This window comes from Nostoc sp. C96 (assembly GCF_059384975.1).
Genome location: NZ_CM182020.1, coordinates 6,166,378 through 6,179,414 on the forward strand (window position 1 = coordinate 6,166,378; position 13,037 = coordinate 6,179,414).

Here is a 13,037-nt window from a genome sequence, read left to right on the forward strand (position 1 = left end):
CAGTGTCTCCCCAACGCACTGGCTCACCAATGACAAATGACAAATTAGTATGATTTCTCAATCTTTACTATTCAATAGCTTTTTACAAACTCCATTTTCACCCCGACAGCGATCGCTACAAGGTTGGATAGCAATTATCGGCTTTGTATTGCTGAGTTTAACTTGCTACTTTGCTGGTGCGGCTGGAATGTTACGCCTAATTTATCCCGCGACAGCCTTATTAGTAGCGATATTTTTATACCTACGTCATCCAATTTTATACATTGGCTTTACTTGGTGGATGTGGTTCCTGACACCCTTAGTTGCCCGTTTAATTGACTACCGAGTTGGCTGGGATCCCACCCGCCAGATTTTGATCGCACCTTATTTAGTGGTGTTTGTCACAATTGCAACCTTCTTACGCCACTTCCCTCAAACTTATCGTCAGGGAGGTTTACCTTTTATTTTGGCTTTTATCGGTGTAACCTATGGTTTTCTTGTAGGTTTAATTTACAATACCCCAATTCCCGTAGCTCGTGGCTTGCTAGACTGGCTCAGTCCGATCATTTTTGCTTTTCACTTATTCATGAACTGGCGAGATTATCCTAGCTATCGCCAGAATTTACAGCGTATATTTCTTTGGTGTGTGTTACTAACTGGTGCTTACGGCATATATCAATTTGTCGTTGCCCCTGAATGGGATAGATATTGGCTAATAGAATCAAAATTGTTTACGAGTTCTGGCAACCCTGTACCATTTGGAATGCGTGTTTGGAGTACATTGCATTCGGTTGGCCCGTTTGGTGCAGTGATGCAGGCAGGCCTGTTGTTATTATTTACCAGTTCAGGCCCCTTAATTTTTCCGGCTTCAGCTGTTGGTTACTTGTCGTTTTTGCTGACACAAGCACGTACTAACTGGGGAGGCTGGTTATTCGGAGTAATTATGATTATGGGTTCCGTCAAAGCCCGTATTCAAATGCGGCTAATCATCCTAATTTTAGTCATAGCTGCTTGTGTTGTACCGTTGACCACTATCGAGCCAATTTCTGATGTTGTGGCAGCTCGTTTGGAAACTTTTACAAATCTTCAAGAAGATAGTAGCTTTAAAGATAGATCGGGAAGTTACGACAGAAACCTCAGTTTAGCTCTCTCTAATTTATTAGGTAATGGCCTAGGAAATACTTGGAAAGTCAATGAAAAAACTGGTCAAATCGAAGTTTTTGTGATTGACAGCGGTATTTTAGATATGTTTTTTACCCTTGGCTGGTTTGGAGCCATATTTTATTTAGGTGGATTAACCTTAATATTTTTCAGCGTTGCTAATTACACAGAAGCACGCTTTGATAGTTTTATTAGTACAGCCCGTGCCATTGGTTTAAGTGCTGCTGCCCAGTTGGTTATTGGTAGTGGGATGCTGAGTATTGCCGGTATGATTCTTTGGGGATTTTTAGCTATGGCTATGGCAGGACACAAATACCACAAATCTCAAAACATAACTCAACTTCCACAGAGGTCAACTACATGAAAGTGATGATTCTCATGCCATTGGCTGAACAACGTGGCGGCAGTGAAATGACTTTCTGGGATCTGTTGCAACAAGGACGAAATCGTGGGATTGAGTGGTTGGTAATCTTTGGCGAGGATGGTTCTTTAGTCAAACAAGTGCGATCGCTTGGCATTGATGCGCGAGTTGTGCCTGGTGGTCGTGTTCGCCAATTACACCGTCTAGTTGCCACAGCTATCAAAATAGCAGTCATAGCTAAACGCGAACGGGTAGATGTGATTATCAGTTGGATGTGGCTATCCCACTTAACTGGGGGATTGGCAGGACTAATAGCAGGTAAACCGACACTGTGGTATCAACAAGAAACACCCGATGGGAAGAACTTTTTAAAACGCTTAGTTAATCTTATGCCAGCGCGTGGTGTAATCACTATTACCAAAGCTATTCAAGCAGCACAATCAACAATTACACCTCGACTACCAGTACATTTGGTATATCCGGGGGTAGCTTTAGATCGTTTTGATACTTCTATTTTGCCGACTCCTGCTCAAGCGCGCCAAAAGTTAGGTTTACCATCACAAGGGGCGCTAATTGGGATTGTGGGAAGATTGCAACGCTGGAAAGGAATGCACGTACTTGTACAAGCAATGCCAAAAGTTTTGCAGAAATATCCTGATGCTCATTGTGTATTGATTGGTGGTAAGCACGATTTAGAACCTGACTACGAAGAGTTTCTCAAGTCAGAGATAGCAAATTTAGGGTTGCAAGAAAAAATCATTATGCCAGGACTGCAACGCAACATTCCCGAATGGGTGCAAGCAATGGATGTTTTTGTTCATGCTTCTGATAAAGAACCATTTGGGATTGTGATTATTGAAGCGATGGCGTTGGGTAAACCTGTAATTGCTGGTGATGCTGGCGGCCCCACCGAAATTATTACCGATGGCATTAACGGCTTATTAACACCTTACGGTGATCCAGAGGCATTGGCGATCGCAATTCTCCGCTACCTAAATGAACAAGATTTTGCCCAAAATGTCGCCCTCGCTGCACGCCAACGCGCCCTAGATTTTTCTACTCAGAATTATGCTCAAAATTTCATTAATACTCTGCGTTCTCTGATGCCTAGCGTTTCGTAAATATAGCTAAATATCGAGATGCTCAGATCCCCGACTTCTTGAAGAAGTCGGGGATCTTTTATTTCACGCATAATTCTTGGTAAATAATTTTGTCTTTAAGGTTACTAATTACCAGAGAATAATATAGCTTGAGAAAATTGTAGTGCATCAGGAGGCTTGCAGGGTGGAGCAGGCGAGTATAGGGCAAACTCATTTACAATTCAGGAAATTCTCAGCCAACAAGCTTATTCTGTAATGCAATTGGGAGTAAATACTTTTATCATGTGCCGTTTACTTGCCTATCTTGGTTCGCCTGTATCTTTGGAACATCTTCTGTATAAACCAGAACATTCTTTGATTGTTCAAAGTTACCAACCCCGCGAAATGACTTCTGGGGTAGTAAATGCAGATGGTTTTGGCATGGGTTGGTATCATACTCATAAAGATACTGCTCCCTACATCTATAAAAATACATCGCCGATTTGGAATGATATTAACTTACCCCATCTCAGTCGTTACGTTGAATCAAAGTGTATTTTGGGTTATGTACGTAGCGCTACAATAGGACAAGCCGTAGATTTTACCAATTGTCAGCCATTTAATCATGAAAATTGGCTATTCTTGCATAACGGATTCATTGAAAATTTTCGGCAAACATTACACCGCAGAATTCGTAGCACGTTAACACCCGATTTTTACGACAAAATTTATGGAAGTACCGATTCTGAACATTTATTTGCGTTGTTACTTTCTCAGCGTCAAATTAACAAACATCGTCCCCCCGAATATGCACTACGCGCTACTTTGTTAGGCATTGCTGAGTTAGCAAAACGTCATCAAATCAAGGTTTTAGCAAACATAGTTTTAAGTGATGGAAAACGCTTGATAGCTTCGCGTTTTTCTGTTAGTTCACCAAATCCATCTTTGTACTGGATACGAGATGATCTAAATTTTCCGAACTCTGTAATTATTGCTTCGGAACCTTTATTTCCTGGTAATTGGAACCCTTGCCCAGAGAATAGCATCATCACTGTGGGAGAAGACTGTGATATCAAAATTGAGCAAATCTACTAGCACCAAAGAATTTATTTATTATGCTTTAAATGATTGCCGCAGAAAAACTTTAAAGCTAATTGATGATTTAGACGATAATACATTTCGTAATCAATATCATCCTGATTTTAGTCCTGTTGGCTGGCACTTAGGACATATTGCTTACACTGAGTCGTTATGGTTGCTAGAACACAGTGCAGGTTTAAGGTGTTTATTTCCCCAATACCGTAAGTTGTTTGCAGCCGATGGTTTACCCAAATGTGAACGTGTCCAATTACCCAATTTAGAGGAAATTGGTGATTACTTGCAGACAGTGCGAGACAAAGTGCTGCAATATTTAGAAGTCGCTGATATTGAACCGCAAGAACGTCTCTGGCGGTTTTTAATTCAGCACGAAAGTCAACACTGTGAAATTCTCAGCTATGTGTGGGAATTGTCAAAAATAACAAAGGGTGCAGAGGGGAAATTCTTCTCTCCCTTGCCCCCTGCCCCCTGCCCCGTTTCCTCTTACTATTCAGCACTCAGTACTCAAATGGTGATGATTCCCGCTGGGGAGTTTGAGCAGGGAAATAATTCTCTGGATGCGTTGGATAATGAGAGTCTTTGTCATCGAGTATATCTGGATACTTATTGGATTGACCGTTACCCAGTGACTTGCGGGCAGTATCGGGAATTTATGAGGGCGGGAGGCTATGAAAATTCTGGATGGTGGTCGAAAGCGGGGTGGCAATGGCTACAAACAGCACAGGTAACACAACCACTTTATTGGCATAGCGATCGCAGTTATGATAATCATCCAGTCTGTGGTGTGAGTTGGTACGAAGCTGAAGCATACTCGCGGTTTGTTGGCAAGCGTTTACCTACAGAAGCCGAATGGGAAAAAGCCGCTAGTTGGGACGCGCAAGCTAAACGTCGCCGCACCTATCCTTGGGGTGAAGAAATGCCCACACCTAAATATTGTAATTGCGATCGCCTGATATCTCAGACCACCCCAGTTAATGCTTACCCTGAAAGCAAAAGCGTATATGGCTTATTTGATACTCTGGGTAATGTTTGGGAATGGACAGATTCTTGGTTTGCACCATACCAAGGTTTCCAAAGTTACCCTTATGTGGGTTATTCTCAAGTTTATTTTGACAACCAACACCGGGTATTAAAAGGTGGTAGTTGGGCAACTCGTCCGTGGGTATTACGTGCTAGTTTTCGTAATTGGTATCATCCTAACGTACGTCAAATCTTTGCTGGGTTCCGCTGTGCTACAAGTTTTAATTAACGAAAACTTATGGTGTTTTTAGTGGTAAATACGCAAATTTAGTGTTAAACCTTGAGTAATCTAGCTCAAGCGTGATGTTATCAGCTATGGCTGTGTGTTTCACTAGCTAGAAGAAAGTTTGTGCTGACCAATAATCTACTACTGCAACTCTGCGGAGGTTAAATGACAATATCTAAAGCTGTCACCAGCAAAGTTACTTCCCTCAAAAGCATTGAAGAACGGTTGCAAATACAGCGTTTGATAGAAGCAACACGAGTAGTTACATCAACTGCTGGGAGTGATGTAGTGAAGGGATTAACTCAAATCCCCAAATCCTTACCCCCATATTACTTTTATGACGACCAAGGATCTGATCTATTTGAAGAAATCTGTGAGTTGCCTGAATATTACGTCACTCGCACAGAAACAGCAATTTTAGAACAGTGTGCTGGTGAAATTGCCAAGCTTACAGGTGCTTGCGAATTAGTTGAACTTGGTAGTGGTAGTTCTACAAAAACCCGAATTTTGCTGGATGCTTACCAAAAGTTAGGTTATCTTCAGCGCTATTTGCCAATAGATGTTAGTGCTGGAATGTTGGAAAATAGCGCGAGAAAGTTACTCAGAGATTATCCGGGATTGCTAGTTTACGCACTGGCTGGAACTTATGAAATGGCTTTAGCACAACTCCCGCCAAAACATTCACCGAGTAGAATTATTGGGTTTATTGGTAGTTCTTTGGGAAATCTCAAACCCGAAGAGTGTGATGCTTTCTTTTTACAAATTACCAATGCTCTGCAAGTAGGCGAATATTTCTTACTAGGAGTAGATTTACAAAAACCAAAAGAAATTTTGGAACCAGCTTACAACGATCGCCAAGGTGTGACAGCAGCGTTTAACATCAATATGCTGGAGCATTTAAATCGCAGATTTGAAGGCGATTTTGATACAACCCAGTTTGAACACTGGGCGTTTTATAATGAAACTGCCCATCAAATTGAGATGCACTTACGAAGCTTGCGATCGCAAACTGTACACTTAAAATCTCTCAACCTCACCGTTAATTTTGCCCCAGACGAAACTATTTTGACGGAAATATCGCGCAAATTTAACCTAGAAAGTATTCAACAACAACTCAAAACACAAGGTTTAGTTCCCATTAAAACCTGGACAGACTCAAATCAATGGTTTGGTTTGTTGTTATGTCAGTTGCAATCTGTCTAACGCTTAATACAGTTCAGTTAACGTTTTAAGTTTTTGAAGATTCCCCCAACCCCCCTTAAAAAACAGGGGGGCTAATAAGCATCTTTTATTAAGATGTCGCCACAGCGATGACTAAACAAATGAGTAATAAACCAAATAATAATAGCCAAGTTTGATTACGTTTTAACCAACCTTGAAAAGTTGTACCAAAACTGCTGTTATGATGCTGCTGTTCTTGCTGTAACTTGTATTCGCCAATGTTTTGATAAAGGGTACATTCTTTGGCGTTGGGACGTTGGGGAAAGTTGCAAGTGTCGTCTGCGTGATAGGTGCAACTATCACACAAATACTCATCCCCACTAGCACGGTGCAAGGGAATACCGGGATGGCCGAAGGCTTTGAGTGTGGTTCGACAATAGGGACAGGTAATAGCCTGACTCTCAACAATTTGATGGCAACGGGGACAAGATACAGTAGCCACAACTTGACCACAAATAAGTAAACACCCTGATCTTAGCGAAACTTTCGTTTATCGGGATAAACAGGCTACGGGGAAATCTACTTCTTACTTTTGCCTTCTTACTTTTGCCTTTTTACTTTTGCCTTGTCGTACTATCCCAAAAATAGTTTGTATGCCAAATTCTGGCTTTCATCCCAATATTGATAACCAAGGGTATCGAGAAAGGCTTGCCATTCTTGCATTTCATGGGGTGGTACCTGCATCCCCACAACAATGCGCCCATAGTCTGCGCCGTTGTTGCGATAGTGGAACATACTGATATTCCAGTTGGGACTCATGGAACCGACAAACTTCATCAACGCGCCAGGACGTTCAGGAAACTCAAACCGATAAAGTAATTCATTGTGGGCGAGGTGTGAGTGTCCACCAACCATGTGGCGTAAATGTAATTTGGTAAGTTCATCATCGGTTAAGTCGATGGTTTTAAAACCGCAAGTTTCAAAAGTTTCTAGCATCTTGGCTTTGTCAGCACGGTTTTGAATTTGCACACCAACAAAAATATGTGCTTCCTTTTCATCGGCAATGCGATAGTTAAACTCAGTTAAGTTGCGTTGACCGATACATTCGCAAAACTTCCGCAGACTACCTTGTTCTTCGGGAATGGCGACTGCAAATATGGCTTCCCGGCGTTCACCCAACTCGGCGCGTTCGGCGACAAACCGCAGGCGGTCAAAATTCATATTTGCACCGCAAGCCACAGCAACTAAGGTTTGTCCTTGAATTTGTTCGCGTTCGACGTAGGCTTTGGCAGCTGCGATCGCCAATGCCCCCGCAGGTTCTAAAATAGAACGGGTATCTTCAAAGACATCTTTAATTGCTGCACAGGTATCATCTGTATCCACCAAAATAATTTCATCTACATATTCTTGGCACAGGCGGAAGGTTTCTTCCCCCACTTCGCGCACTGCTACCCCATCCGCAAACAACCCAACTTGCGATAACCGCACCCGTTTCCCGGCTTTTAATGATTGGTTCATGGCATCCGCATCAACAGGTTCCACACCAATAATTTTAATTTCTGGACGTAACCGTTTGACATAAGCCCCAATTCCCGAAATCAAACCACCGCCACCAATAGCCACAAAAATTGCGTGAATGGGTTGTTGATATTGTCGCAAAATTTCCATACCGATGGTTCCCTGACCAGCAATTACATCAGGGTCATCAAAAGGATGAATAAAGGTTAAGCCTTTTTCTGCTTCTAATTGTCGCGCATAAGTGTATGCGTCATCGTAGGTATTACCATGCAAAACAACTTGTCCACCCCTAGCTTTAACTGCATCTACTTTTACTTGGGGTGTTGTGACAGGCATAACGATAATAGCAGTTGTTCCTAAGCGGCTGGCAGCTAAAGCCACACCTTGAGCATGATTTCCCGCCGAAGCCGCAATGACACCCTGTGCTAACAAATCTGGCGGTAAGTTGGCCATTTTGTTGTATGCACCCCGCAGCTTGAAAGAAAACACCGACTGCATATCCTCTCGCTTTAATAGCAGCTTGTTATTCAGTCTCTTGGAAAGATTTGGGGCATACTCCAGAGGGCTTTCTTGGGCAACATCGTACACACGGGCGGTCAGGATTTGTACTAGATAGTCGCAGAGCATGGTGTCAAAGGGTAGCAGATGCCAGATAGATGTTAATTTTACGGCACTTGTGTACTCAGATTCCTGACTTCTTTGAGAAGTCGCGGATCTTTTCGCTGGAAAATAGTTGTTGTAGAGATACAACAACTAAATTGTGTCTGGGTCTATATTTAATTCTCGTAATTTCGCAGCTAAACGTTCTGCAACTTCTTCTGGTGTCGGAATTAATTTGCCTGAAGGTGTAAAAAATCGCAATAATCCTTGATGAATTCCTAAATATAAATTTAACTGTTGACTCCACAAATGCCCTTGAGGATTTGGTTCTAAGGGTTGATACACTCCATCTAACAAATGATACCCGGCAAATTCTAAACTCTCTGGGTCAAACCAAAAATAATCAGGAGTACGAAAAGTATCTTGATAAATCTGTTTTTTTAAACCTTTATCGGTATCCGCAGTTTTTGGCGACAGAACTTCGACAATTATGTTAGGATACTTGCCCTCTTCTTGCCAAACTACCCAACTTTTTCTTGTTCGGCGTTCAGTTCCTAGCACTACAAAAAAATCTGGGCCGCGAAAGTCTTCCGATTTGCGCTGGTTAGGACTGTAGTAAATTGTTAGGTTAGCGGCTGCGTAAAAGTCTTGTTTGTCCCGCCACAACCATTCCAGACATTTCAAAAGTAAGATGATCTGTCGTAGATGCAGTTCAGTTTCCAACGGAGGCTCATCACTATATAAGTCACCAGGGGGAAAGATAACATCTTCTGGTGTGTCTTGACGAGTGTTGAAATCTTGAGCAAGAGACATAGGGGGGATGAAGTTATCTGGGTATGTGTCTAGTGTAATGGCTGGTGATGCGGTGCGATCGCTATACTAACTAGCAGTGGCACAGCATCATACAAAATCAATGGGTGCAGCAATTATTATTTTTCTCATCCTGGGATTGATTGTCACCGCGATTTTTATCAGTCCCATTTTGACTAAACAGCGGCGAAATCGCATTAAAAAGCGTCCTTTTCCGCCCCTTTGGAGTGCTGTTATTGAGAATAATCTCCCGATTTACTTACGCCTAACTCCCGAAGAACGCCGACGACTGCAAGGACATATTCAAGTCTTTTTAGCAGAAAAACAATTTATTGGCTGTCAAGGCTTGCAAGTCACAGCAGAAATGAAAATTATGATTGCGGCTGTTGCTTGTTTACTGCTACTAAATGAACGCGGCGCATACTTTCCTAAATTGCGTTCAATTTTGATTTATCCCAGCACTTATTTTGTCAATCAAACTGTGGCAGTGAGTGATTATGTTGTAGAAGAAAGACGCGATGCCAGACTAGGGGAATCTTGGGTGAAAGACCAAGTAATTTTATCTTGGGAACAGGTGCAACGAGACACTCAAAATTGGAATGATGGACATAATGTTGTGCTGCATGAATTTGCTCATCAATTAGACCAAGAAGATGGTAAAGCTGAAGGTGTGCCGATTTTGCCCAATAAATCAGATTATCTTGTTTGGGCGCAGGTAATGACAGCAGAATATCAACAACTCTGTAATGATCTTCAACAAGATAGCAAAACTGTCATTGATAGTTATGGTGCGACTAATCCTGCCGAATTTTTTGCCGTGGCGACGGAGACTTTTTTTGAAAAGCCACAGCAATTGTTAGAGAAGCATTCAGCGCTTTATGAATTATTAAACAGATACTATCAAGTCAATCCTGAGTATTGGATTTAATCAAGATATCCTTGTGCTAGTCAATCAATATTCAGTCTGACGATTTTATAGGATGCAGCAGCAGCGCAAATATTAATTTTTTGCAGTCCATTACGCAGGTATTTGACTAAAAAGTTGTTGTGGATAATATAAGTTGTTGCATAATTCTGCGGGATAAGCTCTCTTACTTGTTTAACTAAATTGGTAAAGTCTTGTAGTGGTTCATTGGATACACTTCTACCAAGCCACATCAAGGCTATTAATTCTGCTTTTTCTTCCTCAGAAAATTCCTCAATATATTTGTGTAATATGATTAATGAACATTTTCCAGTGGTGTGGAAATCATCTAAATAATTAGACAATTTATCTAAAAATGTTTCAACTGGTTTTATTCTTCCAGAACCTCTTGATCCATAAACTAATTCAGCTATTTCTAGAAGCTTATCTATTTTATTTATTGGCAAAAATATCATATATCTATGTATTGATTAAATTCAAAAATCACAAATAAAAGTTTCCTAATGCAAAAACATAATAACTAATTAATCCTTCAATTTATACTTAATTATGACAGTTTAGTGTTTGAATTTAAGTCTTACCAACAGTTTGAAATGTATAATATAATGTATAACGTTTGAGTTTGTCACAAAAATTCAAAAATTTGAGAGGTTCTTTAGAATTTTGTATAACTTTCAAGTAGTAAAATGTTAGTATCACAGAGAAAACTATAAGATTGCAGATATTAATAAAAGTTAAAATTCAGGATCTGGGGAGCAGGTTTTTTGTCCTATGGTCAAGCGATCGCTCCAAGCATCACTTAAGGGGATTCAAGAGGCTAAAAGAGCATTTGTACGCAAGGGGTGGACACAAGACAACCTAGCTGGAGAAATTAACATAAAGACTAGACAACCGATTTGGCGATTTTTTAGCGGTCGTCCGGTTGAGCGTCATACCTTTATAGAAATTTGCGCGGTGCTGGAATTAAATTGGCGGGAGATTGCGACTAATCCCCCAGCAGAATTTCTTGACCGAGAAGAATTACGCCAGCCCCCTGTCTGGGATATTGATACACTAGTGCAACAAGTGCGATCGCAGCGCTTCGAGAAAATTCAAGACCAGTGTGGTATTTTGCAGTTATTGGATATTAGCCATCCTGTGGCGATCGATGACATATATATAGATGTGAATATTCTGGAGGACATTCCTAGTTTTCAGTATTTAGAAATTACAGAACTACAAAACCTTGATCCCAAAGAATTTGACCGGGTTGGCTTAGGTGAAGTATCTCAGAAACAAATACCGGGTAAACGGGCAGTTGAAACATACTCTAAGCTAAGAGTACTCGGCAAACCAGGGGTAGGTAAAACTACTTTTTTGCAACATCTGGCCATTCAGTGCAACCAGGGCGCATTTGCGGTTAATCAAGTACCAATCTTTATCACACTGAGAAATTTCGCCCAAGAGTCTAAAGTTACGAACGAGTTCAGCCTATTAAATTACATCCGCCAAGAGTTCCTCACATCTGGTATTTCCGATACCTCAGTCATCGAAACCTTACTCAATGCAGGCAGAGTATTATTGTTGCTGGATGGTATGGATGAAGTTCTCAACCAACAGAGCAATGCTGTCTTAAGCGAAATTCGCTCTTTTTCAGATAAATATCATAAAAATCAGTTAGTCGCTACCTGTCGTACAGCATCTCAAAGACTGAGACTCCGAGGCTTTACCGATGTTGAAATTGCCCCGTTTACCTCAGAACAAATCCAAGCCTTCGCGCAAAAATGGTTTGTAGCTTTTACCAAGACCAACACTGAAGATGGTCAAGCCCAGTCCGTTGAGTTTATTCAGAAACTAGACTTAGATGAAAACTGGCAATTCCGCCAACTCGTCGTTACACCTTTATTTCTGCATCTTGCCTGCTGGGTATTTCACGGTCAAGAAAAATTTCCCACTAAGCGCACTGATTTTTATAAGCAAGGTTTAGATTTGCTATTGGGTAAATGGGATGAAGCCAAAGGTGTGGAACGGGATGAAGTTTACCGGGGATTCTTATTACCGCAAAAGTTCAAGTTATTGAGTCAAATTGCCGCAGCCACATTTGAGCAGGGTCAGTACTTTTTTGAGCAACGCATCGTTGAGCAATACATTGGTGACTATATTCAAAATCTCACTAACGTGTCAATGGATGCAGATGAACTGCAAATAGAAAGCGAAGCCGCGCTGAAGGCGATAGAGGCGCAACATGGGTTACTAGCAGAAAGAGCGCGGGGAATTTTCTCCTTCTCCTATCTGGCGTTTCAAGAATATTTTACAGCGCGAAAAATTGTTGCCAGCCATAATTTACAGGCATTTGAGCAAGCAATGGGAGGATTAGTTAGTCACATCACTGACCCACACTGGCGCGAAATCTTCTTGTTGACAGCTACCATGCTGCGGAGTGCGGACTCTTTGGTACAGTTAATGAAGCAGCAAATTGATGCCCTAGTAGCCCAAGACCCTTATATACAAGAGTTTTTAACTTGGGCAAGCCAAAAATCTCGCACTATTCCCAGCCAACCAAAAGATGCGACAGTCCGAGCATTTTACCTCGCCTTGAGTCGGACTCCCCGCGTAGCACCTCACTTTGCCTTAGCCAGCAGCCTTGACCAAGGGATGTTTCTCGATGCAGCCTTAGATAACCTGCTGCTAGAGTGTGCAATGGAGGAGAGTCAGGACTTTGCCCACTTCCACGCCTGTGGAGATGCTCTCTCGAACATTCTGGGTATTGTTCTTGATGTTGGACTCTCTAAATCCCTGCAAAAACTTTCAGATCAATTGCCCAATTCTCATCAAAATCAAGCACGGTTTCGGCTGTGGATGCAGACTAGCTATGCGGCCTGGGCGGAACAGTTGAGAAAGATAGTGACGAACTATCGCAATATTAATCACCAGTGGCAGTTTAGCCCTGAGCAAGTACAAGTATTACAACGCTACTACGATGCTAATCAACTACTACTCGATTGTCTGCATAGCAATTGTGAAGTAACTGCTGCTATTAGGCAAGAAATTGAAGCTACCTTATTGTTGCCGCAAAAAGAACTGGAAGACAGGGAATGGCAATAGTTTTTTTTCGTTAAA

At 41.6% G+C, this 13,037-nt stretch carries 11 protein-coding genes; 7 read left to right on the top strand and 4 right to left on the bottom strand.

What is annotated here, in order from left to right; translation table 11 throughout:
• The first annotated feature begins 49 nt into the window (after nt 1-49).
• The 5 genes from AC504W_RS26230 to egtD all read left to right on the top strand — a co-directional run bounded on the left by AC504W_RS26230 (nt 50) and on the right by egtD (nt 6,127).
• Nucleotides 50-1,504, top strand: coding sequence for an O-antigen ligase domain-containing protein (locus tag AC504W_RS26230; protein WP_494875147.1), 1,455 nt, complete (start codon nt 50-52; stop codon nt 1,502-1,504).
• Complete coding sequence (locus tag AC504W_RS26235) at nt 1,501-2,622, top strand: glycosyltransferase family 4 protein (protein WP_494875148.1); 1,122 nt, start codon at nt 1,501-1,503, stop codon at nt 2,620-2,622. The genes AC504W_RS26230 and AC504W_RS26235 overlap by 4 nt, the downstream gene beginning before the upstream one ends.
• A 261-nt stretch (nt 2,623-2,883) precedes the next feature.
• Nucleotides 2,884-3,675, top strand: coding sequence for an ergothioneine biosynthesis protein EgtC (egtC, locus tag AC504W_RS26240; protein ID WP_096581364.1), 792 nt, complete (start codon nt 2,884-2,886; stop codon nt 3,673-3,675).
• Nucleotides 3,647-4,927: an ergothioneine biosynthesis protein EgtB gene (egtB, locus tag AC504W_RS26245; protein WP_494875149.1), complete on the top strand. Its 1,281-nt coding sequence runs from the start codon at nt 3,647-3,649 to the stop codon at nt 4,925-4,927. Before egtC ends, egtB begins: the two co-directional genes overlap by 29 nt.
• Before the next feature lie 162 nt (nt 4,928-5,089).
• Nucleotides 5,090-6,127, top strand: a complete 1,038-nt coding sequence (gene egtD / locus AC504W_RS26250) for an L-histidine N(alpha)-methyltransferase (protein ID WP_494875150.1) — start codon at nt 5,090-5,092, stop codon at nt 6,125-6,127.
• Nucleotides 6,128-6,215: 88 nt separating this feature from the next.
• Here egtD and AC504W_RS26255 read toward each other — a convergent pair whose 3' ends face one another.
• The 3 genes from AC504W_RS26255 to AC504W_RS26265 form a co-directional block, all read right to left on the bottom strand.
• Entirely contained in the window at nt 6,216-6,587 is a 372-nt protein-coding gene (locus tag AC504W_RS26255) for a hypothetical protein (protein ID WP_494875151.1), read from the bottom strand.
• Nucleotides 6,588-6,718: 131 nt separating this feature from the next.
• A complete protein-coding gene (gene ilvA / locus AC504W_RS26260) occupies nt 6,719-8,230 on the bottom strand; it encodes a threonine ammonia-lyase, biosynthetic (protein ID WP_494875152.1) in 1,512 nt (503 codons plus the stop codon).
• Nucleotides 8,231-8,356: 126 nt separating this feature from the next.
• Nucleotides 8,357-9,016: a Uma2 family endonuclease gene (locus AC504W_RS26265; RefSeq protein WP_494875153.1), complete on the bottom strand. Its 660-nt coding sequence runs from the start codon at nt 9,014-9,016 to the stop codon at nt 8,357-8,359.
• A 100-nt stretch (nt 9,017-9,116) separates the two neighbouring features.
• Here AC504W_RS26265 and AC504W_RS26270 point away from each other — a divergent pair, with 100 nt between their 5' ends.
• A complete protein-coding gene (locus AC504W_RS26270; protein WP_494878773.1) occupies nt 9,117-9,941 on the top strand; it encodes a M90 family metallopeptidase in 825 nt (274 codons plus the stop codon).
• 20 nt (nt 9,942-9,961) lie between these two features.
• On the opposite strand, the gene AC504W_RS26275 is transcribed toward AC504W_RS26270, so the two are convergent.
• Nucleotides 9,962-10,393 (bottom strand): DUF3775 domain-containing protein, encoded by a 432-nt coding sequence (locus AC504W_RS26275; protein ID WP_494875154.1) that lies wholly within the window; start codon nt 10,391-10,393, stop codon nt 9,962-9,964.
• 316 nt (nt 10,394-10,709) lie between these two features.
• Here AC504W_RS26275 and AC504W_RS26280 point away from each other — a divergent pair, with 316 nt between their 5' ends.
• Nucleotides 10,710-13,022: an NACHT domain-containing protein gene (locus tag AC504W_RS26280; protein WP_494875155.1), complete on the top strand. Its 2,313-nt coding sequence runs from the start codon at nt 10,710-10,712 to the stop codon at nt 13,020-13,022.
• Nucleotides 13,023-13,037: the final 15 nt, after the last annotated feature.

What these genes read in the sequence shown, in the direction of transcription:
- AC504W_RS26230 (WP_494875147.1), top strand. Translation starts at nt 50, where the DNA reads ATGATTTCTCAATCTTTACTATTCAATAGCTTTTTACAAACTCCATTT.
- AC504W_RS26235 (WP_494875148.1), top strand. Translation starts at nt 1,501, where the DNA reads ATGAAAGTGATGATTCTCATGCCATTGGCTGAACAACGTGGCGGCAGT.
- egtC (WP_096581364.1), top strand. Translation starts at nt 2,884, where the DNA reads ATGTGCCGTTTACTTGCCTATCTTGGTTCGCCTGTATCTTTGGAACAT.
- egtD (WP_494875150.1), top strand. Translation starts at nt 5,090, where the DNA reads ATGACAATATCTAAAGCTGTCACCAGCAAAGTTACTTCCCTCAAAAGC.
- ilvA (WP_494875152.1), bottom strand. Translation starts at nt 8,230, where the DNA reads ATGCTCTGCGACTATCTAGTACAAATCCTGACCGCCCGTGTGTACGAT.
- AC504W_RS26265 (WP_494875153.1), bottom strand. Translation starts at nt 9,016, where the DNA reads ATGTCTCTTGCTCAAGATTTCAACACTCGTCAAGACACACCAGAAGAT.
- AC504W_RS26270 (WP_494878773.1), top strand. Translation starts at nt 9,117, where the DNA reads ATGGGTGCAGCAATTATTATTTTTCTCATCCTGGGATTGATTGTCACC.
- AC504W_RS26275 (WP_494875154.1), bottom strand. Translation starts at nt 10,393, where the DNA reads ATGATATTTTTGCCAATAAATAAAATAGATAAGCTTCTAGAAATAGCT.
- AC504W_RS26280 (WP_494875155.1), top strand. Translation starts at nt 10,710, where the DNA reads ATGGTCAAGCGATCGCTCCAAGCATCACTTAAGGGGATTCAAGAGGCT.